We start from the raw sequence: 20,693 nt of genomic DNA, 5'->3' as shown, positions 1-20,693 counted from the left end.
TTCCCATGACCCAGTCCTCCATGAGCGAGGGCTCGGCGAGCGAGGGTCCCCTCCTCGTGGTCGAGGACCTCAAGGTGACGTTCCCGACCGAGGACGGTCCGGTGACCGCCGTCAGCGGCCTGTCCTACTCGGTCGAGCGGGGCAAGACCCTCGGCATCGTCGGCGAGTCCGGCTCGGGCAAGTCCGTCTCGAGCATGGCCGTGATGGGCCTGCACGACGCGAAGTCCGCGCAGATCTCCGGGTCTATCCGGGTCGGCGGCACCGAGCTCGTGGGCCTCAACGAGTCGAAGATGCGCGCCCTGCGCGGCAACTCGATGGCCATGATCTTCCAGGACGCCCTTGCCGCGCTGCACCCGTTCTACAAGATCGGCAAGCAGCTCGAGGAGGCCTACCTCGTCCACCACTCGAGCGCGTCGAAGCGCGACGCCCGCCGCAAGGCGATCGAGATGCTGGACCGGGTCGGCATCCCGCAGCCGGACCGCCGCGTCGACGACTACCCGCACCAGTTCTCCGGCGGCATGCGCCAGCGCGCGATGATCGCGATGGGTCTCATCAACGACCCGGCGCTGCTGATCGCCGACGAGCCGACGACGGCGCTCGACGTGACCGTCCAGGCCCAGATCCTCGACCTGCTCCAGGACCTCCAGCGCGAGTTCAACTCCGCGGTCATCATCATCACCCACGACCTCGGCGTCATCGCCGAGATGGCCGACGACGTGCTCGTGATGTACGCCGGTCGCTGCGTGGAGTACGGCACGGTGAAGCAGATCCTCACCGCGCCCGAGATGCCCTACACGTGGGGCCTGCTCTCGAGCGTGCCCGACGTGCTCGCGTCCACCGACGCGCGCCTGATCCCCATCCCGGGCAACCCGCCGAGCCTGCTGCGTCCGCCGTCGGGCTGCTCGTTCCACCCTCGCTGCGTGCACTCCGACAAGGTCCCCGGTGACCTGTGCAGCACCGAGCTGCCCCCGCTGCTGCCGGCGAGCGTCGGCGCGGCCCATCTCCGGCGCTGCCACCTCGCCGACCCCAGCGCGGTCTACCAGTCCGAGGTGCTGCCCGAGATCGCCCCCGACCTGGTCGAGGAGACCCGATGACCCAGGACCCCAACGCCGACGCCCAGGTCGCCCCGACCGAGGTCGGTGCCAACGCCGCTGAGTCCGGCGAGCGCCAGCTCACCCCCGAGGCGAGCGACGCCTACGCCTCCCACGAGGTCCCGGGGGACCGCCCCCACTCGGTCGCTGAGCTGGGCCACGCGGCCTCGAGGCTCGACCCCGACGCACCTGCCGTGCTGACGGTCGACAACCTCAAGATGTACTTCCCGGTCCGCTCCTCGGGCGTCGTACGCCGCACCATCGGCCACGTGCAGGCCGTGGACGGCATCTCCTTCGAGGTGCCCAAGGGCGGCTCGCTGGGCCTGGTCGGCGAGTCCGGCTGCGGCAAGTCGACGACCGGTCGCCTCATCACCCGGCTCTACAAGCCGACCGGCGGCTCGATGATGTTCGAGGGCAACGACCTGGCCAAGCTCTCCAACAAGGAGATGAAGCCGCTGCGCCGTGACGTGCAGATGATCTTCCAGGACCCCTACACCTCGCTGAACCCGCGCCACACCGTCGGCACGATCGTGGGTGCGCCCCTCGAGGTGCACAAGATCGTCCCGAAGAACCAGGTGCTCTCGCGCGTCCAGGAGCTGCTGGAGGTCGTGGGCCTCAACCCCGAGCACTACAACCGCTATCCCAACGAGTTCTCCGGCGGCCAGCGCCAGCGCATCGGCATCGCCCGCGCGCTGACGCTGAACCCGAAGGTGCTCGTCGCGGACGAGCCGGTCTCGGCGCTCGACGTCTCGATCCAGGCGCAGGTCGTCAACCTGCTCCAGGACATCCAGCGCGAGTTCGACGTGGCGTTCCTCTTCATCGCCCACGACCTGGCCATCGTGCGTCACTTCTGCCCCGAGATCGCCGTGATGTACCTCGGCAAGATCGTGGAGATCGGTGACCGCGAGACGATCTACAGCCGCCCGCACCACCCCTACACCCAGGCGCTGCTCTCCGCGGTCCCCGACGTGAAGCAGGCGGCAGTGGGCGGTCGTCGCGAGCGCATCCGCCTGGAGGGCGACGTGCCGAGCCCGATCAACCCGCCGTCCGGCTGCCGGTTCCGCACCCGCTGCCAGTTCGCCCAGGAGATCTGCGCGAAGGTCGAGCCGCCGCTGCTGCAGATCGGCAAGCGCCACAAGGTCGCCTGCCACTTCGCCGGCGAGCTCGGTGCCCACCCGGCCACCCCGGTCACGACCGAGCTGCTCGGTGTCGACGACCAGGGCAGCCCGGTCCCGGGCGCCACGCCCAGCAACACGCAGCTGACCATCCCGGGCTACGAGAAGACCTGGTACGACCTGCACACCAAGCAGACGACCGGCGTCTGAGCCCACCTGCCGTGCCGCGCGCGGCACGGGGGATACTCACCGACGTGGACGGCTTGTTCGAGATTCCGGGCGCGGGGCAACCCGCGCCCGGATCCATGTCCGGAGCCGGCACGCCGGGGGCCGGATCGCTGGGCGCCAACACGTTCGCGTCTGCCCCGCTCGCGGTGCGGATGCGTCCGCGCACCATCGACGAGCTCGTCGGTCAGCAGCAGCTGCGTGCCGCCGGCTCCCCGCTGCGACGCCTCATCGAGGGCGACCAGTCGATGTCGCTGCTGCTGTGGGGGCCGCCGGGGACGGGCAAGACCACGATCGCCGCCATCGTGAGCCAGCAGACGCGCCGACGCTTCGTCGAGGTGTCCGCGGTCGCGGCCGGCGTCAAGGAGGTCCGTGCCGCCATCGACGGCGCCCGGGCCGAGCTGGTCCGCAGCGGCCAGGAGACCGTGCTCTTCGTCGACGAGGTGCACCGCTTCACCAAGGCCCAGCAGGACGCCCTCCTGCCGGGCGTGGAGAACCGCTGGGTGACGCTCATCGCGGCGACCACCGAGAACCCGTTCTTCTCCGTCATCAGTCCGCTGCTCTCGCGCAGCCTGCTGCTGCGCCTGCAGTCGCTGACCGACGACGACGTCGCGGAGGTCATCGGCCAGGCGCTGGAGGACGAGCGCGGGCTGGCCGGTGAGACCGGTCTCGACGAGGAGGCCCGCGCGCACCTCGTACGCCTCGCGGGTGGCGACGCGCGCCGGGCCCTGACCTACCTCGAGGCCGCGGCCGGGGCGGCGGCGAGCAACGGCCTCGACACCATCGACCTCGCCACCGCCGAGACCGCGGTCGACCAGGCCGCGGTGCGCTACGACCGTCAGGGCGACCAGCACTACGACGTGATCTCGGCCTTCATCAAGTCGATCCGCGGCTCGGACCCGGACGCGGCGCTGCACTACCTGGCCCGGATGATCGAGGCGGGGGAGGACCCCCGCTTCATCGCCCGCCGGCTCGTGGTGCACGCCAGCGAGGACATCGGGCTCGCCGACCCGACCGCGCTCCAGGCGGCGGTCGCGGCCGCGCAGGCGGTGCAGCTCATCGGGATGCCGGAGGCCAGGATCAACCTGGCCCAGGCGACCATCCACCTCGCGATCGCGCCCAAGTCCAACGCCGTCATCGCCGCGATCGACGCCGCCATCTCCGACGTGAAGGCCGGCAAGATTGGCCAGGTGCCACCGCACCTGCGTGACGCCCACTACGGCGGTGCGAAGGACCTGGGGCACGGCAAGGGCTACGCCTACCCCCACGACGAGCCGTTCGGTGTCGTCGAGCAGCAGTACCTCCCCGACGTGCTGGCCGACGCGACCTACTATTCACCCACCAGCCTCGGCGCGGAGTCCGCGGTCCGCGAGCGCTGGGAGCGCGTACGCCGCATCGTTCGCGGCTCGTGAGGGAACAGGGGGAGGCATGAGAGCGTCGCGGACCCTTGCGTGTGCGCTCGGTGCTGCCGTGGTGGCGCTGGCCGCCTGCAGCGGTGGAGTGTCCCGACCGGGCACGCCCCCCATCGGCGGCGGCAAGGCCCGGTCCCAGATCCCGTTCTCCGGCGGTTCGAAGGACTTCGGCCGCCAGGGCCCGGCCGCCCCGGTCGAGGGCGCGACGCCGGGCGGCACGATCACCGTCCACCTGCCGGGTGCGCCCGGCCCCGACTCCCTCGACCCGACGGCCGGCTGGTCGGTCGTCGGCAACGCGATCCAGCAGGCGCTGGTCAGCCGGTCACTGACCCAGTACGCCCGCGACGCGGACGGCAACCCGGTCCTGGTGCCGGACCTCGCAACGGATCTCGGCTCGCACAACGAGGACTACACCGAGTGGACCTTCACGATCCGTGACGACGCGACCTGGCAGGACGGCTCGCCCGTCACGCCCGCGGAGGTCGCCTTCGGGATCTGCCGCTCGCTCGACGTGGAGCAGTTCCCTGCCGGACCGGGCGCCCAGTACTCCCGCACCTACTTCGCCGGGGGGAGCGATTACGACGGCCCCTACACCGGGAACGACCCCGGCTGCGACGACTACGACGCCATCACCGTGGAAGGCCAGGACGTCACCATCGAGATGGAGCAGCCCTTCCCCGACATGGACTACTGGGGTGCCGTGATGGCGATGGGCCCCGCGCCGCTCGGCGACGCTGCGGATCCGATCGCCTACAGCCAGCAGCCGATGGCCACCGGCCCCTACCTGGTCGAGAGCTGGTCACCGGACGAGGAGCTGGTGCTGGTGCGCAACGACGCCTGGGACGCCCGCTCTGACCCGGCCCGCCACCAGTACCCCGACCGCTGGGTCTTCAAGTTCAACGCGGACCAGACCATGGTCGACGAGATGATGCTCTCCGGCACCTCCGAGAGCAGGACCTCGCTGGCCACGTCCCTCGGCCCCGGTCGCTACACCGAGGCCGACGCCGTGCTCGGTGAGCGCCTGGTGCAGCAGAGCTCCCCGTGCGTCACCACCCTGGCGCCCGACTACTCGAAGATCGAGGAGATCGAGGTCCGCAAGGCTCTTGCCTACGCCTATCCCTACGAGGACGTGTGGATCGCGGACGGTGAGGTCCCCGGCGTGACCCGCGACTATGCGAGCTCGGTGATGCCGCCGGGCATGGTCGGGCGGCACGTCTTCCAGGTGGACGGCGAGCAGATCACCTACGACCCGGCTCGCTCGCGCGCGCTGCTCTCCGACGCCGGCCACGGCGACGAGCCCTACCCGATCACGATGATCTACTACGAGCTCGACCCGCAGGCGCGGGACGCGCAGGACCAGATCACCAAGGGCCTCGAGGCCGGCGGCTTCGAGGTCAGGGCCTTCCCGGTGCAGGAATCTCCCTACAACACCTGGCTCAACCCCGACGACGAGCTCAACCAGCGGCTCAACGTCCGCGGTGTGAACTTCTGCCCGGCCTGGCCGGCCGGCGCGGCGCTGCTGCCGGCCCTGCTGGAGGGCGGCGCGGTCTTCAACACCGCCGGCTTCGACGAGCCCGAGGTGGACGAGGCGATGGACCGGCTCGCGACGCTCCCGATCGGGGAGCAGCCCGAGGCGTGGGGCGAGCTCGACGAGCAGGTCATGACCGACTACTTCCCGATCATCCCCACGGCCTACGTCAACAAGCTCTTCGTCTTCGGCGCCGACATCGGCAACCCCACGGGTGACGGCTCGATGGGCACCCCGAACTACAAGGACCTCTACGTCGTGCAGTGACTCTCGCGCCTTCTATAGGGTGTCCCGGTGACGACGGAGCAGGTGTGGATCATCGCGGCAGGCGCCGTGGCGCTCGTGGCGCTCGCCCTGTCGGCGCTCGCCCTGTCGGCACTCGCGCTCCGTCGCGCACGCCGCGCGGAGTCGCAGGCCGCGGCCCTCGCCGTACGCGTGGCGGTGCTGGAGTCGCCGGTCACTGCCGCGCCGCAGCCGGTGGTCGACGACGCCCCGGCCACCTTCGTGATCACCGGCATGGGCGCCGACGAGGCGCCGGCCGTCGAGGTGCCCGTCGCGCGACCGGTGGACGGGCGGCTGTTCGCCGACATCGTCGCGCGCGAGAGCGTCGTGATGGCCGCGTCGTGGACCCACGGCCTGCGTCGCGCCCTGTCCCCGGCGAGCCGCAACCGCATCCGTTTCGAGGTGCGCCAGGAGACCCGGCGCGCCACCCGGCAGCGCCGCGCCGAGACCAAGCAGGCGCTGCGCGAGTTCCGGGCGCGCGAGCGTGCGGACCTGGGGCGCGACCTGAACCGGGATGTCGGGGAGGACGTCGCCTGATGGGTCGCCCACTCTGGTTCGTGGCCGGGGCGGGAGTCGGCGTGTACGCCGCCGCCCGCGCCCGCCGTGCCGCCGAGGCGCTGACCGCCGACGGCCTGCGCGACCGCGTGCGCGGCTGGCAGGTCGGTGCCCGGCTCTTCGCCGAGGAGGTCCAGCAGGGCCGCGCCGAGCGGGAAACCGAGTTGCGCGAGCAGCTCGGCCTGCGGCCTCATGGCATCCCCGAGCTCACACGTGGTGGCGAGGCCCCTCCGGCTCGCACCTCACCCACCGATGCACCCAAGGAGAACGAGAACTGATGGACACCGCCGAGATCCGCCGCCGCTTCCTCGCGCACTTCGAGGCCGCCGGACACGCCGTGGTGCCCTCCGCCTCGCTGCTCGCCGACGACCCCAACCTGCTCTTCGTGCCGGCCGGCATGGTGCCCTTCAAGCCCTACTTCCTGGGCCAGGAGACGCCGCCGTGGCCGCGCGCCACCAGCGTCCAGAAGTGCGTGCGCACCCCCGACATCGAGGACGTCGGCAAGACCACCCGCCACGGCACGTTCTTCGAGATGTGCGGCAACTTCTCCTTCGGCGACTACTTCAAGGAAGGCGCCATCGAGCTCGCGTGGGAACTGCTGACCAAGTCGGTCGACGACGGCGGCTTCGGGCTCGACGAGTCGCGGCTCTATCCCTCGGTCCTCGTCGGCGACGAGGAGGCCATCGGCCACTGGATGAAGGCCACCGGGCTGCCGCGCGAGCGGATCGTCCAGCTGGGCAACAAGGAGAACTACTGGTCGATGGGCGTGCCCGGTCCCGGCGGGCCGTGCTCGGAGATCCTCTACGACCGCGGCCCCGAGTGGGGCCCGGACTTCGACGTCACGACCCTCGGCCCGGACATGCCCTTCGAGCTCGAGGACCGCCTGCTGGAGATCTGGAACCTGGTCTTCATGCAGGACGAGCTCTCCGCGGTGCGCTCGAAGGAGGACTTCGACGTCGCCGGCTCGCTGCCGAAGAAGAACATCGACACCGGCATGGGCCTGGACCGGGTCGCGTTCCTGCTCCAGGGCAAGAACAACATGTACGAGATCGACGTGATGTACCCCGTGATCGAGAAGGCCGAGCAGCTCACCGGCCGCCGCTACGGCGCCGACCCCGAGGACGACGTACGGTTCCGCGTCGTCGCCGACCACGTGCGCTCCTCGATGATGCTCATCGGCGACGGCGTCACCCCCGGCAACGACGGCCGCGGCTACGTCCTGCGCCGCCTGCTGCGTCGCGCGGTGCGCTCGATGCGCCTGCTCGGCTGCGAGGACCGGGTGCTCCCCGAGCTGATGCCGGTCTCGCGCGACCGGATGGGGGAGACCTACGACAACCTCATCAGCGACTGGCCGCGCATCTCGCAGGTGGCCTTCGCCGAGGAGGACGCCTTCCGCAAGACCCTCCAGGCCGGCACCCAGATCTTCGACGTCGCCGCCTCCGAGGTGAAGCAGACCGGCGGCTCCACGCTGTCCGGCGAGCGTGCCTTCGCCCTGCACGACACCTACGGCTTCCCGATCGACCTCACGCTGGAGATGGCGGCCGAGCAGGGCCTGCAGGTCGACGAGCAGGGCTTCCGCGGCCTGATGGCCGAGCAGCGCGAGCGGGCCAAGGCCGACGCGCGCGCCAAGAAGGGCGCCCACGGCGACACGGGCGTCTACCGCGGCGTCTTCGACGAGCACGGCCCCACCGAGTGGCTGGCCTACGAGACGCTCGAGACCGAGTCGCGCCCGCTGGCCCTCCTGAGCGGTGGCGCGTCCGTCCCGCGGCTGGCCGAGGGGGAGGTCGGCGAGCTCGTGCTCGACCGCACCCCCTTCTACGCCGAGTCCGGCGGCCAGGCCGCCGACGCCGGCACGATCGTCTTCGACGGCGGCCGCCTCGAGGTCCTCGACGTTCAGCGCCCGATCAAGGGCCTCGTCGTGCACCAGGTGCGGGTGCTCGAGGGAGAGCTCGAGGCCAGCCGCGAGGTGCACGCCCGCGTCGACCCGGAGTGGCGTACGGGCGCGCGCCAGGCGCACTCCGGCACCCACGTCGTGCACGCCGCCCTGCGCGAGGTGCTCGGCCCCACGGCGCTGCAGTCCGGCTCCTACAACCGCCCCGGCTACCTCCGCCTCGACTTCGGGTGGACCCAGGCGCTGACGCCCGCGCAGGTCCGCGACGTCGAGACGGTCTCGCAGCAGGCGCTGCGCGCCGACCTCGCGGTCGCGTGGGACTACATGACGCTCGAGCAGGCCAAGGAGTGGGGCGCGATCGCCCTCTTCGGCGAGACCTACGACAACACCAAGGTGCGCGTCGTCGAGATCGGCGGCCCCTGGTCGCGCGAGCTCTGCGGTGGCACGCACGTCGACCACTCCTCGCAGATCGGCACGGTCGTGGTGACCGGCGAGACCAGCGTCGGCTCGGGCAACCGCCGCATCGAGGCGCTGACCGGGGTCGAGGGCTTCGGCTACCTCGCCCGCGAGCGCGACGTGGTCGCCCAGCTCACCGGCCTGCTCAAGACGCAGCCCGACGACCTGGTCAGCCGCGTCCAGGGGCTCACCGAGCGCCTGAAGAACGCCGAGAAGGAGCTGGAGAAGGCGCGCCTGGCCCAGCTGCTCGGTGCCAGCGCCGACCTGGCCGCCGGTGCGACGCAGGTCGGCCCGGTCCGGCTGGTGGCCCACCGTGCCGACGGCGCGGGCGGCGGCGACGTACGCAACCTGGCGATGGACGTGCGTGGACGCCTGCCGCAGGGTGAGCCCGGCGTCGTGGTGATCATCGGACAGGCCGACGGCAAGGTGTCCGTGGTGGCCGCGACCAACGACGAGGCGCGTGCCCGTGGGCTCTCGGCCGGCGAGCTGGTCCGCGCTGTCGGCCCGCTGCTCGGTGGCAAGGGCGGCGGCAAGGACGACGTGGCGCAGGGCGGCGGCACCGACGCCTCCCGCATCGACGAGGCGCTCGCGCTCGTCGCGCGCGAGGTCGACTCGTTGGCGCAGGCCTGAGGGTGCGGTTCGGGGTGCGGCTCGGCATCGACCCGGGGGACGCCCGGATCGGGGTGGCGAGCAGCGACCCCTCCGGCTTCCTGGCGACGCCCGTCGAGACCGTGCGCGCCGGCAGGGGCGACGTACGCCGGATCGCGCAGCTCGTCACCGAGCTCGAGGCCGTCGAGGTCGTCATCGGCCTGCCCCGCTCGCTCAACGGCACGGAGGGTCCCGCGGCCGACAAGGCGCGCGACCTCGCCCGTCGGGTCGCGCGCCGAGTTGCACCCGTCCCTGTCAGACTGTGTGATGAACGCCTGACCACGGTCTCGGCCGAGTCGATCCTGCGCGAGCAGGGACGGCGTGGCGCCAAGCGACGCGCCGTGGTGGACCAGGCAGCAGCGGTGCTGATCCTGCAGACGGCGCTCGACACCGAGCGCATCGGCGGGCAGGCGCCTGGAGAGATCGTCGAGGTGACTGATGAGTGAGCACGAGTCCGAGCAGGACGTGCTGAGTGACGACGACTACGAGTACGTCCCGGGCGGGCGGCGCCGCAAGGGCCGTGGCGCGAAGGGGTGCATCGCGGTCCTCGTCGCGCTGGCAGTGCTCGTCGGAGGCTTCTACTTCGGCCTGACCAAGGGCGTCTCGTGGGTGGCCGACCAGTTCCAGGGCCCCGAGGACTACCCCGGCCCCGGCACCGGCTCGATCGAGTTCACCGTCAACGAGGGTGACGTGGTGGCCGAGATCGGTCGCAACCTCAAGGAGGAGGGCGTCACCGCCTCGGTGCAGGCGTTCATCGACGCCGCCGCGGGCGAGCCCGCCTCCAGCGGCATCCAGGTCGGCGACTACGAGCTCCAGAAGGAGATGAAGGCCGCCGACGCGCTCGAGGTCCTCATCGACCCGGACAACATGATCAGCTTCCCCACGGTGACCATCCCCGAGGGCCTGCGACTCGTCGACATCGTCTCGACGCTCGCCGAGAACACCGACATCCCCGAGGCCGCGTGGAACCGCGCCCTCCAGCAGCCCGACAAGCTCGGCCTGCCCGACTACGCCGAGGGCAACGCCGAGGGCTACCTCTTCCCGGCGACGTACGAGATCAAGCCCGGGCAGCGGCCGGTGCGGATCCTCAAGATGATGGTCGACCGCTGGCGCGAGGCCGCCGACCAGGCCGGCCTGGAGGAGAAGGCCGCCGAGCTCGGCAAGACCCCGGGCGAGCTGATGATCATCGCCTCGCTCATCGAGGCCGAGGGCCGCGGCGACGACATGCCCAAGATCGCGCGGGTCATCTACAACCGCCTCGACGGTCCCGGCGACAAGGGCGGCACCAACGGCACGCTCGGCATCGACGCCTCCAACGCCTACGGCCTCGGCCTGTCCGGCACCACGGCGCTGACCACCGAGCAGCTCGCGGTCGACACCCCCTACGACACCCGTCGCCGCGCGGGCCTGCCGCCCACGCCGATCGAGGCGCCGGGTGACGACGCCATCGAGGCGGCGGCCAACCCGGCTGACGGCCCCTGGTACTACTACGTGACGGTCAACCTGGAGACGGGCGAGACGAAGTTCTACGAGGACTACGACGACTTCCTCGTGGGTCGCGACGAGTACCGCGCCTACTGCGAGACCTCCGACCGGTGCTGAGGCCGGGGCCGAGGCAGAGGTGAGCGGCGGCTCTCCTGCGGGCCGGCGCTGCGGCGTGCTGGGCGACCCGATCGCCCACTCGCTCTCGCCGGTCCTGCACCGGGCGGCGTACGCCGAGCTCGGCCTGGACTGGTCCTACGACGCGCACCGGGTGCCGTCGGGCGGGCTGGGGTCCTTCCTCGCCGGGCTCGACGACACGTGGCGCGGCCTGTCGCTGACGATGCCGCTCAAGCGGGAGGCGGTGCCGCTGGTCGACCGGCTCACCGACCGCGCGCGGTGCGCGGGTGCGGTCAACACGCTCCTGCTCGAGCCGGGTGGCGAGCTCGTCGGGGACAACACCGACCTGCCCGGCGCGGCTGCCGCGGTCCGGGAGCGTACGTCGGACCCGCTGGCCTCCGCGGTCGTCCTGGGCGGGGGAGCCACGGCGGCCTCGGTCGGCCTGGCGCTCGCGGACCTCGGGGTGCGGACGATCGACCTGCTCGTGCGCGACGTCACGCGCGCCGGTGACACGGTCGAGGTGCTGCGCTCGCACGCCGCCGACGTCGACGTACGCACCGGGGTGCTGCACGCGTCGGAGGCGCTGGCGGCCGACATCGTGGTCTCCACGATCCCCGCGGCCGCGCAGGTGCCCGGGCTGCTGCACCGCGTCGCCGGGGTGCCGGTGGTCTTCGAGGCGCTCTACGACCCGTGGCCCACGCCGCTCGCTGCCGCCGCGCTCGCCTCGGGCCGGGTGCTCGTGGGCGGGCTGGACCTGCTGGTGCACCAGGCGGCGCTGCAGCACGAGCTCTTCACCGGCGGACCGGCTCCTCTGGACGTGATGCGGGAGGCCGGTCGCGCCGCCCTCGAGGCGCGGAGCCACGGGTGAGCGACGTCGTGCTGGCGGCCGTGCTCGCCGCGCTGGTCGCCGGGCTGGGCGGACTGCTGGTGCCGACGCTGATCGCCCGCGTGCCGGAGCCGAAGCCCAAGCCGGAGTCGGAGTCGGGACCCGAGGATTCTTCAGAGGCCGAGCCTCCGAAGACGGCGTACGCCGACATCGCCGCGCGGCCGGGGCTGGGGTGGCGCAGCGCTGCTGTCTCCGCGGCCACGGGTGCGCTGCTGGGCGCCGCGGTCGGCCTCGACTGGTCGCTGATGTGGCTGGTGCCGCTGACCCCGGTGGCGGTCGCGCTGTCGGTCGTCGACTGGCACACGCGGCTGCTGCCGCGCGTCGTCGTGGTGCCCGCGACCCTCGCCGCGCTCGTCGTGGTGACCGCGGTCGGGCTGGCCACCGACCAGCGCGAGGCGCTGGTGCGGGCGTTGTGGGCGATGGTCGCGGTGCGGTCGTTCTTCTGGGTGCTGTGGGCGGTGCGGTCCGCCGGCATGGGCTTCGGCGACGTCCGCCTCGGTGCGCCCGTCGGGCTGGTGCTCGGCTGGGTCGGCTGGGGAGCGGTGGCGATCGGCGTGTGGACCAGCTTCGTCGCCTTCGTCGTCCCCGCCCTCGCGCTTGCCCTCTGGCGACGCGACCGACTGATGCTCAAGAAGTCGTTCCCGTTCGGCCCGTTCATGGTGATCGGCGCGCTGGTGGGTCTCGTCTGGGGGACTGCGCTCGCTGGGCGCATCTGGGGCTGAGAGACTGGGGCCATGCTCCGATGGCTCACAGCAGGCGAGTCCCACGGTCCCTCGTTGGTGGCGATCCTCGAGGGGCTTCCCGCCCATGTCCGCGTCACGACCGACGACCTCGCCGACTCACTGGCCCGGCGCCGTCTCGGCTACGGCCGCGGCGCTCGGATGAAGTTCGAGCAGGACCAGATCCGCGTGCTGGGCGGCGTCCGGCACGGCGAGACCCAGGGCGGCCCGGTGGCCATCGAGGTGGGGAACACCGAGTGGCCGAAGTGGGAGAAGGTCATGTCGGCCGACCCGGTCGACCCGGTGGAGCTCGAGGCGCTGGCCCGCAACGCGCCGCTGACCCGCCCGCGCCCCGGTCACGCCGACCTCGCCGGGATGCAGAAGTACGACTTCGACGAGGCTCGCCCGATCCTCGAGCGGGCATCGGCTCGTGAGACCGCGGCGCGCGTCGCGCTTGGCCGGGTGGCCTCCAACTTCCTCGAGCAGGCCACCGGCGCGCGGATCGTCTCGCACGTGGTGTCCCTCGGCGGCGTCAAGGCGCCTGCGGGCGTCGTACCCGCTGCTGACGACGTCGAGCGGCTCGACGCCGACGAGGTCCGCTGCCTCGACACCGAGGCGAGCGCCGCGATGGTCGCCCGCATCGACCAGGCCCACAAGGACGGCGACACCCTCGGTGGCGTCGTCGAGGTCGTCGTCCACGGCCTGCCGCCGGGTCTCGGCTCGCACGTCCACTGGGACCGGCGCCTCGACTCCCGCCTCGCCGGTGCCCTGATGGGGATCCAGGCGATCAAGGGCGTCGAGGTCGGCGACGGCTTCGAGCTCGCCGACACCCCGGGCTCGCTCGCCCACGACGAGATCGTCCCGACCGACGAGGGCCTGCGCCGCACCACGGGTCGCGCCGGCGGCACCGAGGGCGGCATGACGACCGGTGAGGTGCTCCGCGTGCGCGCGGCGATGAAGCCGATCGCCACCGTGCCGAAGGCACTGGCGACCGTCGACGTCGCGACCGGAGAGGCAGCAGTCGCGCACCACCAGCGCTCAGACGTCTGCGCGGTCCCGGCCGCCGGAATCGTCGCCGAGGCGATGGTCGCGCTGGTGCTCGCCGACGCCGTCGTCGAGAAGTTCGGCGGCGACTCCGTGGCCGAGACGAAGCGCAACGTCGAGTCCTACCTCGACACCCTGCGGTTCCGCTGATGCCGCCCCGCGTGGTGCTGGTCGGGCCGATGGGTGCCGGCAAGACGACGGTGGCAGGCCTGCTCGGTGACGCCTGGGGCGTCCCAGTGCGTGATACCGACGCCGACATCGAGGCCACCACCGGTCGCGAGATCTCCGACATCTTCGTGGAGTCGGGGGAGGACGCCTTCCGTGAGCTCGAGGCGGCGGCGGTCGCCGCGGCGGTCGCCGAGCACGACGGCGTGCTGGCCCTCGGCGGCGGAGCGGTGCTGCGCGCGGAGACGCGCGACCTGCTCGCCGACGTGCCCGTGGTCTTCCTGCGCGTCGGGCTCTCCGACGCGGTCAAGCGAGTCGGCATCGGTGTGGGCCGCCCGCTCCTGCTCGGCAACGTCCGCTCGCGGATCAAGGTGCTGCTCGACGAGCGCACCCCGGTCTACGAGTCGGTCGCCACCCACGTCGTCGACACCGACGGCCGCACCCCCGACGCGGTCGCGGCCGCCATCCGGGAGCTGCTGGCATGAGCGACACGGTCATCCACGTCGGCGGCGCCTCGCCCTACGACGTCGTCATCGGCCACGGGATCACCGGTCGCCTGCCCTCGATCCTCGGCGACTCGGTCGAGCGCGTGGCCGTGCTCTACGCCGGCACGCTCGGGGCGTTGGTCGACCCGATCGTCGACGCCCTCGTCGAGCACTACGACGTCCTCGCGCTGGGGCTCCCGGAGGGGGAGCGCGCCAAGACCGCGCCCGTCGCCTCCGACTGCTGGGAGGCGCTCGGCGAGTCCGGCTTCACGCGCAGCGACGCCGTGGTGACGATCGGCGGCGGGGCGACCACCGACCTCGGCGGCTTCGTGGCCGCCTCCTGGCTGCGCGGCGTACGCGTCGTGCACGTGCCCACGACACTGCTCGCCATGGTCGACGCCGCCGTCGGCGGCAAGACCGGCATCAACACCGGCGCCGGCAAGAACCTCGTCGGCGCCTTCCACGAGCCCGCCGGCGTGCTCTGCGACCTGTCGCTGCTGGAGTCGCTGCCGCGCGAGGAGCTCGTCGCCGGCCTGGGCGAGGTCGTCAAGTGCGGCTTCATCGCCGACCCCGCGATCCTCGACCTCGTGGAGCGCACCGATCCCGCGGCGCTGACCCACGACTCGGCCGAGCTGCGCGAGCTCGTGGAGCGTGCGGTCCGCGTCAAGGTGGACGTCGTGGTCGACGACCTGAAGGAACAGGGCGGCTCGGACGGTCATCCCGGTCGCGAGGTGCTCAACTACGGCCACACCCTCGCGCACGCCATCGAGCGCACCAGCGACTACTCCGTACGCCACGGCGAGGCCGTAGCGATCGGCTGCGTGTTCGTCGCCGAGCTCGCCGCCCGGGCCGGATCCCTCGACCCGGCGCTGGTCGAGCGGCACCGCGCCGCGTTGTCGCGGGTCGGGCTGCCGACGACGTACGACGCCGCGTCCTTCGATGACCTGCACGCCGCGATGAAGGTCGACAAGAAGGCGCGGGGCTCGCAGCTGCGCTTCGTCGTGCTGGACGACCTCGCCTCCCCGCGGATCCTCGCGGGGCCCGGCGAGGACGACCTGCGGGCGGCGTACGCCGCGCTATCGTCCGCCGGGTGACGGACACCTCGGGGGACGACGACACGACGGTCAGCGAGTCTGGCGGCACCATGACCCGTCTCATCGGCGGCGCAGCCGCGATCCGGCCGGTCGACCTCGAGGTGCTCGAGTCGCACCGGCTGCCCGGCACCGAGGGTTGGCCGGACGCCGGGCAGGGCCCGTTCCTCGAGCCCGGGGATGTCGTGCTGTGGCGCTACGGCCACGGCATCGACCCGATGCGGGTGGTGCGCGACGACGCGCGCGGGCTGGTGGCGTGGCTCGCCGAGGGCACCGAGCAGGTCGCCATGGCGCCCGTCGACGGACGCTCGCTGCGCGAGGTCCCGCTGGCCGAGCGCTTCGGCGTCGAGCGCGGTCCGGTCTTGCGTCGCTGGAACGGCACTGGCGTGCTGCGGATCGCGCCGAGCGGCCGGCCCTGGTCGGTCTGGGTGTTCACCGAGGGCGACGGCACCTTCGCGGGGCACTACGTGAACCTCGAGCTCACCCACCGTCGCCGCGGCGACGTGACTGCGACGCGCGACCTGGTGCTCGACCTGTGGCTCGAGCCGTCCGGCGAGCTGTGGCTCAAGGACGCCGACGAGCTCGAGGCGGCGGTCGGCTCCGGCCACTGCTCGTCCGCGACGGCGGCCGAGGTGCACGCCGCCGCGGAGTGGGCCCGGGCCGAGCTGGTCGGCGGTGCCCACTGGGCGCTGGACGAGGAGTGGCGCTCGTGGCAGTCGCCCGCGGACTGGACCGTGCCTTCGCTCCCGGACACCGCGGACGTGCGAGCAGCGCGGAGCCGTACGCTCTCGTCATGACGCGTGTGCTCGTCCTCAACGGACCCAACCTGGGTCGTCTCGGCCGCCGGCAGCCGGAGATATACGGCTCGACCACCCACGCCGAGCTCGCCCACCAGTGCGTCGAGTGGGGACGTGCGCTCGGCCTCGAGGTCGAGGTGCGCCAGACCAACCACGAGGGCGAGCTGCTCGACTGGCTCAACGCCGCCGCCGACGACCTGACCCCGGTGGTGCTCAACGCGGGCGCGTGGACGCACTACTCGCTCGCACTCTGGGACGCCTGCGCGCAGCTGGAGGCACCCCTCGTCGAGGTCCACATCTCCGACCCCAAGCAACGTGCCGAGGAGTTCCGCCACACCTCGGTGGTCGAGCCCCACGCGGCGGTCACGATCGCGGGGCAGGGGATCGACGGCTACCGCCAGGCGCTGGAGCACCTCGCCGCCTCGTGACCCGCATGGCACGATCGGGGACGTGGACGCACCGGTCGAGGTCAGCGCGATGGCGATCAACGTGGTCATCCCCGAGGACCTGCGCTGGCGCGACACCCGCCGCGACGAGGAGTTCGAGCTCCAGTCGCTGACCATCCGGATGCTGCCGGACGGCTCGCTCGCCGCGAAGGCCTACGGCCGCCCCGTCGCCGGCGGTCGCGGCGCCTACGTCTCCTTCCCGGTCCCGGACCGGCCCGAGCTCGCGGGGCTCATCGCGGCTGCGGCCGACCAGGCCGGCCGGCGGTGGAGCGCGCACGGCTGACGCTGTGCTTGGATCGGCCGGTGCTGCCCTTCCGCCAGGTCGATGTGTTCAGCGCCGAGCCGTGGCTCGGCAACCCGCTCGCGGTCGTCCACGACGCCGACGGCGTGGATGATGCGCAGATGGCGCACTTCGCGCGCTGGACGAACCTGTCCGAGACGACGTTCCTCTGCGCGCCGACCGACGACCGCGCCGACTACCGGGTCCGGATCTGGACGCCCACCGGTGAGCTGCCGTTCGCCGGTCACCCGACGATCGGCAGCGCGCACGCCTGGCTCGAGGCCGGGGGAGTGCCGCAGGGCGAAGTCGTCGTGCAGGAGTGCGGCGCCGGCCTCGTCGACGTACGCCGCTCGCCGCGGCTCGGCTTCGCGGCACCCCCGCTGCGCCGCTCGGGGTCGGTGGACACCGATCTGCGCGCCCGGATCGTGCGCGCGCTCGACATCGCGGATGCTGACGTGCAGGACATGGCGTGGATCGACAACGGGCCCGGCTGGGTCGGCGTCGACCTCGGGACGGCGCAGTCCGTCCTCGACGTGGTGCCCGACATCGCCGCCTTCACCGACCTCAAGGTGACGGTCCTCGGACGCTGGGACGCCGCGCGAGCGGCGGACCTCGGCGCGGACGTCGAGGTGCGGGCGTTCTACGCCGACGGCCGTGACTTCGGTGAGGACCCGGTCACGGGCAGCGCCAACGCCGGCCTGGGCCAGTGGCTCACCGGCACCGGCGCGCTGCCGTCGGCGTACACCTCCCGCCAGGGCTCGGTGATCGGCCGCGAGGGCCGCGTGCGGATCGAGGCCGACGGCGACCAGGTCTGGGTCTCCGGGGACGCCGTCACGCGGGTCGTGGGCGAGGTCGACCTCGATTGAGCGTGTCCGCTCGGCGAACCTCGCCGCCCGGGTGAGGACAGGGAGCACCCGGGCGCCCATCATGGACCCATGACAGGTGGTGTCACCGAGCTGATGCTCCGCTCGCCGATCGTGCTGGCGGCGTCCGAGCCGCTGGACGAGGTGCGGAGGGTCTTCGACAGCTCCCACGTGCACATGGTGCTGCTCACCGGCACGGGGCGCGTCGGCGAGCGGCTCCTCGGCACCCTCGTGCGCGACGACCTGCCGCCCGCCGGGTCCGGGTCCGACGCACCGGGCTCGGCTCTCGCGCACGCGCGGGTCGAGGGCCGCACGGTGAACGCCTCACGGGCGTCGGAGGACGCACGGCGGGCGATGCAGGCTGCGGGTGAGAGGCGGCTCGCCGTCGTGGACGACGACGGGCGGCTGCTCGGCCTGCTGTGCCTCAAGCGGAGCGGGGACGGCTTCTGCACCGACTCCGGCGTGGCGTCACGCCGTGCGGCGCGCCTGGTGCGCTGAGGGCGGAGCTCGCCGTCCTGGCGGGACTCACGACCCGGGCAGGGCACCCCTGACCGCGTCCGCCACCCTGGCGAGGGCTCCTCGCCCGTCCCCGCCGCCGGCCCAGACCGGATCCTGGGGCATCGGACCCATGGCGTCCGACTGCTCGGGACCGGTCGACGCGGGCACGAGCGAGCGCCGCAGCGCCTCGTCCACCCCCACGAGCACGTGACCGTCGGGGAGCAGCGCCAGGAAGGCGTCGTCGGCTGCGACCATGTCGTGCTGCAGGCTCTCCACCAGCGCTCCGACGGTGGGACGTGGCACATCGGTGAGGCTGCCCACCAACGTCCCGACGAGTGCTGTCGGGAGCAGCGGCACGGTGAGCTGCGTGCGGTCGAGACCCGCGTGCGCCGTGTACCTCTCGAGGAGCTCGCCGTAGCGCAGGCGGGCCGGTCCGCCGACGTCGAAGTGCCGTGAGGGCCCGGTGTGGTCGAGTGCTCCGACGAGGGCCTCCAGCGCGTCCACGACCGCCACCGGCTGCACCAGTGAGTCCATCCACCGGGGGACGGTGTGCACGGGCATCCGTTCGCTGACCTGACGGATGATCTCGAACGACGTCGACCCGCTGCCGATGAGCACGGCTGCGCGCAGCACGACGACCGTGTCGGCTGCGCCCTCGAGGATCTGCTCCACCTCCCGGCGGGAGGTGATGTGCTCCGACAGCTCGTCGTCCGGGACATCGGGGACGATGCCGGAGAGGTAGACGACCCGGTCCACCGCTGCCGCGCGCGCCGCAGCGGCGACGTTGCGGGCCGCCTTGCGGTCGGTCTCGGCGAAGTCGTCGCCACCCATCCCGTGGATGAGGTAGTAGACCGCGTCGACGTCCTGGCAGGCGGCTGCGACCTGCTCGGGATCGAGCACGTCCATCACCACGGTCTCGACGCGACCTGCCCACCACGGGGCGTCGCGCCCCGGGTCACTGGTGGTCGTGCGGACCGTGTGACCTCGGTCGAGGAGCAGGGGCACGAGGCGTCCGCCGACGTAGCCGGTGGCTCCCGTGACGAGGATCCTCACAGAGAGGACAGCCAGTCGTCGATCGGCACGTCGCCCTTGCCGAAGACGAGCGTCGTGCGCGAGGCACGGTCGTCGGCCAGCACGGCGGCCGCGACCTGGGCGACCAGCTCACGCGGCGACTCGTCGCCGTCGCGCGAGCTCGCGGCCGGGTTGACGCGTCCGTCGGCCGGGTCGTCGGTGAGCGCGCCGGGGCCCAGGACCGTCCACCCGAGCTCGGTGCCGCGCAGGTGCTCGTCGGCGGCGATCTTGGCGTCCTGGTAGCGACGGAACGAGTCGTCCTCGGGCACGAGGTGCTCGACCGACGCGCCGGAGAAGGACACCATCACGTAGCGCTTCACGCCGGCGGCGACCGCAGCGTCCATCGAGCGGATCGCGGCGTCACGGTCCACGGCGTCGGTGCGCTCGGGGCTGCCGCCACCGGCGCCGGCGGACCAGACGACGCCGTCCTGGCCGGACAGCAGCTCAGTGAGGGCTGCGGTGTCAGCGTCCTCGAGCGAGGAGACGACCGCGGTCGCACCGGTGGCCTCGACGTCGGAGACGTGGTCGGGGTTGCGGATGACCGAGGTGACCTCGTGTCCGGCCTCGACGAGCAGGGGAGCGAGCAGGAGGGCCACCTTGCCGTGGCCGCCGAAGATCGTGATGCGCATGGTGGCGACGCTAGCGCGGCTACGGTGAGCCGGTGCAGACCTCGACCCACGGCCTCACCCTTGGTGAGCGTGAGGTGCGCAAGGTGTTCGTCGCCGACCACCAGCTCCAGGCCGAGCGGGAGTGGGCCTGCCTCACGCTCCTCGCCGAGCACGCGCCCGGCCTCGCACCGCGGCCCCTGCGCCGCGAGGACGGTGGGACGCCGGTCATCGTGATGGAGCGGATCCCCGGCGACCCGCTCGCGCCACGACCGCTGACGCCCGTCCAGACGCAGGCGCTCGGCGCCGCGCTGCGCCGGCTGTACGACGTACCGGTGCAGGCGGTGACGGATGCGGGCATCGGCCCGCGGAGGTACGGCGCTGCCGAGCACCCGCGGGTCCTGGTCGAGTGGCTGGCGGACGACCACGACCTCCGGGAGTGCCGCGACCCGGGGCTGGTGGCCGATGCGCTCGACGCCGCACGGGCGTTCGTCGCCGACCCGCCGGTGCCGGAGCCGCGGCTCACCGCGCTCGGGATCGCCGACCTCAACCCGGCCAACGTGCTCTGGGACGGGCGCGACGTACGGCTCGTCGACTTCGAGGACGGCGGCCTCAGCGACCCGGCGTACGAGCTCGCCGACCACGTCGAGCACCTCGGCAGCCGCCTGCCGGGGGTGTACGACGCCCGCGCACTGGCCGACGCGGTCGGGATCGACGCCGAGGACCGCGAGCGGATGGGGGCCTACCGCCCGCTCTTCGCCGCGTTCTGGCTGGCGATGCTCCTCCCGGGCAACGGCGGGTGGCGGCGCAACCCACCGGGCACGACGGAGGCGCAGGCCGAGCATTTCATGGCTCTCGTCGGCCACCACTAGACTGGCGCGTCGGCGCCGACCGCCCAGCGGAGGGTGCCTACTCATCTTTGACAACTCGACGGAGGCGGA

General features: G+C 72.5%; 22 protein-coding genes. 20 read left to right on the top strand and 2 right to left on the bottom strand.

What is annotated here, in order from left to right:
* The first annotated feature begins 5 nt into the window (after window positions 1-5).
* The 19 genes from IRX98_RS13630 (at window position 6) to IRX98_RS13540 (ending at window position 18,076) form a co-directional block, all read left to right on the top strand.
* Entirely contained in the window at window positions 6-1,094 is a 1,089-nt protein-coding gene (locus IRX98_RS13630) for an ABC transporter ATP-binding protein (protein WP_224277598.1), read from the top strand.
* The gene (locus IRX98_RS13625) at window positions 1,091-2,416 is read left to right on the top strand and encodes an ABC transporter ATP-binding protein (protein WP_224277597.1); all 1,326 of its coding nucleotides are present in this window, start codon (window positions 1,091-1,093) and stop codon (window positions 2,414-2,416) included. Before IRX98_RS13630 ends, IRX98_RS13625 begins: the two co-directional genes overlap by 4 nt.
* Window positions 2,417-2,511: 95 nt before the next feature.
* Window positions 2,512-3,843 carry a replication-associated recombination protein A gene (locus IRX98_RS13620; protein WP_224277639.1) on the top strand — a complete coding sequence of 444 codons (1,332 nt, stop codon included), beginning with the start codon at window positions 2,512-2,514 and terminating at the stop codon, window positions 3,841-3,843.
* Window positions 3,844-3,859: 16 nt separating this feature from the next.
* Window positions 3,860-5,638 carry an ABC transporter substrate-binding protein gene (locus IRX98_RS13615; protein WP_224277596.1) on the top strand — a complete coding sequence of 593 codons (1,779 nt, stop codon included), beginning with the start codon at window positions 3,860-3,862 and terminating at the stop codon, window positions 5,636-5,638.
* Window positions 5,639-5,665: 27 nt separating this feature from the next.
* Window positions 5,666-6,190: a hypothetical protein gene (locus IRX98_RS13610; RefSeq protein WP_224277595.1), complete on the top strand. Its 525-nt coding sequence runs from the start codon at window positions 5,666-5,668 to the stop codon at window positions 6,188-6,190.
* On the top strand, window positions 6,190-6,486 hold the full coding sequence (locus tag IRX98_RS13605; protein WP_224277594.1) for a DUF6167 family protein: 297 nt from the start codon (window positions 6,190-6,192) through the stop codon (window positions 6,484-6,486). The genes IRX98_RS13610 and IRX98_RS13605 overlap by 1 nt, the downstream gene beginning before the upstream one ends.
* Window positions 6,486-9,185, top strand: a complete 2,700-nt coding sequence (gene alaS / locus IRX98_RS13600; RefSeq protein ID WP_224277592.1) for an alanine--tRNA ligase — start codon at window positions 6,486-6,488, stop codon at window positions 9,183-9,185. Before IRX98_RS13605 ends, alaS begins: the two co-directional genes overlap by 1 nt.
* A 14-nt stretch (window positions 9,186-9,199) precedes the next feature.
* Window positions 9,200-9,649 (top strand): Holliday junction resolvase RuvX, encoded by a 450-nt coding sequence (gene ruvX / locus IRX98_RS13595; RefSeq protein WP_224277590.1) that lies wholly within the window; start codon window positions 9,200-9,202, stop codon window positions 9,647-9,649.
* Window positions 9,642-10,805: an endolytic transglycosylase MltG gene (mltG, locus tag IRX98_RS13590; RefSeq protein WP_224277588.1), complete on the top strand. Its 1,164-nt coding sequence runs from the start codon at window positions 9,642-9,644 to the stop codon at window positions 10,803-10,805. Before ruvX ends, mltG begins: the two co-directional genes overlap by 8 nt.
* Window positions 10,806-10,824: 19 nt before the next feature.
* Window positions 10,825-11,670 carry a shikimate dehydrogenase gene (locus tag IRX98_RS13585; protein WP_224277586.1) on the top strand — a complete coding sequence of 282 codons (846 nt, stop codon included), beginning with the start codon at window positions 10,825-10,827 and terminating at the stop codon, window positions 11,668-11,670.
* Window positions 11,667-12,410 (top strand): prepilin peptidase, encoded by a 744-nt coding sequence (locus IRX98_RS23510; RefSeq protein ID WP_224277584.1) that lies wholly within the window; start codon window positions 11,667-11,669, stop codon window positions 12,408-12,410. Before IRX98_RS13585 ends, IRX98_RS23510 begins: the two co-directional genes overlap by 4 nt.
* 12 nt (window positions 12,411-12,422) lie before the next feature.
* Window positions 12,423-13,601, top strand: coding sequence for a chorismate synthase (gene aroC, locus IRX98_RS13575; protein WP_224277583.1), 1,179 nt, complete (start codon window positions 12,423-12,425; stop codon window positions 13,599-13,601).
* Window positions 13,601-14,101, top strand: coding sequence for a shikimate kinase (locus IRX98_RS13570; RefSeq protein ID WP_224277581.1), 501 nt, complete (start codon window positions 13,601-13,603; stop codon window positions 14,099-14,101). The genes aroC and IRX98_RS13570 overlap by 1 nt, the downstream gene beginning before the upstream one ends.
* The gene (aroB, locus tag IRX98_RS13565) at window positions 14,098-15,195 is read left to right on the top strand and encodes a 3-dehydroquinate synthase (protein WP_224277579.1); all 1,098 of its coding nucleotides are present in this window, start codon (window positions 14,098-14,100) and stop codon (window positions 15,193-15,195) included. The genes IRX98_RS13570 and aroB overlap by 4 nt, the downstream gene beginning before the upstream one ends.
* Complete coding sequence (locus IRX98_RS23505; protein WP_224277577.1) at window positions 15,192-15,989, top strand: ribonuclease FAU-1 family protein; 798 nt, start codon at window positions 15,192-15,194, stop codon at window positions 15,987-15,989. Before aroB ends, IRX98_RS23505 begins: the two co-directional genes overlap by 4 nt.
* A complete protein-coding gene (locus IRX98_RS13555; RefSeq protein WP_224277575.1) occupies window positions 15,986-16,417 on the top strand; it encodes a type II 3-dehydroquinate dehydratase in 432 nt (143 codons plus the stop codon). Before IRX98_RS23505 ends, IRX98_RS13555 begins: the two co-directional genes overlap by 4 nt.
* 22 nt (window positions 16,418-16,439) lie before the next feature.
* Window positions 16,440-16,718, top strand: a complete 279-nt coding sequence (locus IRX98_RS13550) for a hypothetical protein (protein ID WP_224277573.1) — start codon at window positions 16,440-16,442, stop codon at window positions 16,716-16,718.
* 20 nt (window positions 16,719-16,738) lie between these two features.
* Window positions 16,739-17,581: a PhzF family phenazine biosynthesis protein gene (locus tag IRX98_RS13545; protein ID WP_224277571.1), complete on the top strand. Its 843-nt coding sequence runs from the start codon at window positions 16,739-16,741 to the stop codon at window positions 17,579-17,581.
* Between the two features lie 69 nt (window positions 17,582-17,650).
* Window positions 17,651-18,076: a CBS domain-containing protein gene (locus IRX98_RS13540; RefSeq protein ID WP_224277569.1), complete on the top strand. Its 426-nt coding sequence runs from the start codon at window positions 17,651-17,653 to the stop codon at window positions 18,074-18,076.
* Between the two features lie 27 nt (window positions 18,077-18,103).
* On the opposite strand, the gene IRX98_RS13535 is transcribed toward IRX98_RS13540, so the two are convergent.
* Window positions 18,104-19,129 (bottom strand): NAD(P)H-binding protein, encoded by a 1,026-nt coding sequence (locus IRX98_RS13535; RefSeq protein WP_224277567.1) that lies wholly within the window; start codon window positions 19,127-19,129, stop codon window positions 18,104-18,106.
* Window positions 19,126-19,776, bottom strand: a complete 651-nt coding sequence (locus tag IRX98_RS13530; RefSeq protein WP_224277564.1) for an NAD(P)H-binding protein — start codon at window positions 19,774-19,776, stop codon at window positions 19,126-19,128. Before IRX98_RS13530 ends, IRX98_RS13535 begins: the two co-directional genes overlap by 4 nt.
* 32 nt (window positions 19,777-19,808) lie before the next feature.
* Here IRX98_RS13530 and IRX98_RS13525 point away from each other — a divergent pair, with 32 nt between their 5' ends.
* Entirely contained in the window at window positions 19,809-20,624 is an 816-nt protein-coding gene (locus tag IRX98_RS13525; RefSeq protein WP_224277562.1) for an aminoglycoside phosphotransferase family protein, read from the top strand.
* Window positions 20,625-20,693: the final 69 nt, after the last annotated feature.

This window comes from Nocardioides lacusdianchii, assembly GCF_020102855.1.
GTDB classification, from domain to species: domain Bacteria; phylum Actinomycetota; class Actinomycetes; order Propionibacteriales; family Nocardioidaceae; genus Nocardioides; species Nocardioides lacusdianchii.
This window is presented reverse-complemented; position numbering and strand designations above follow the sequence as displayed.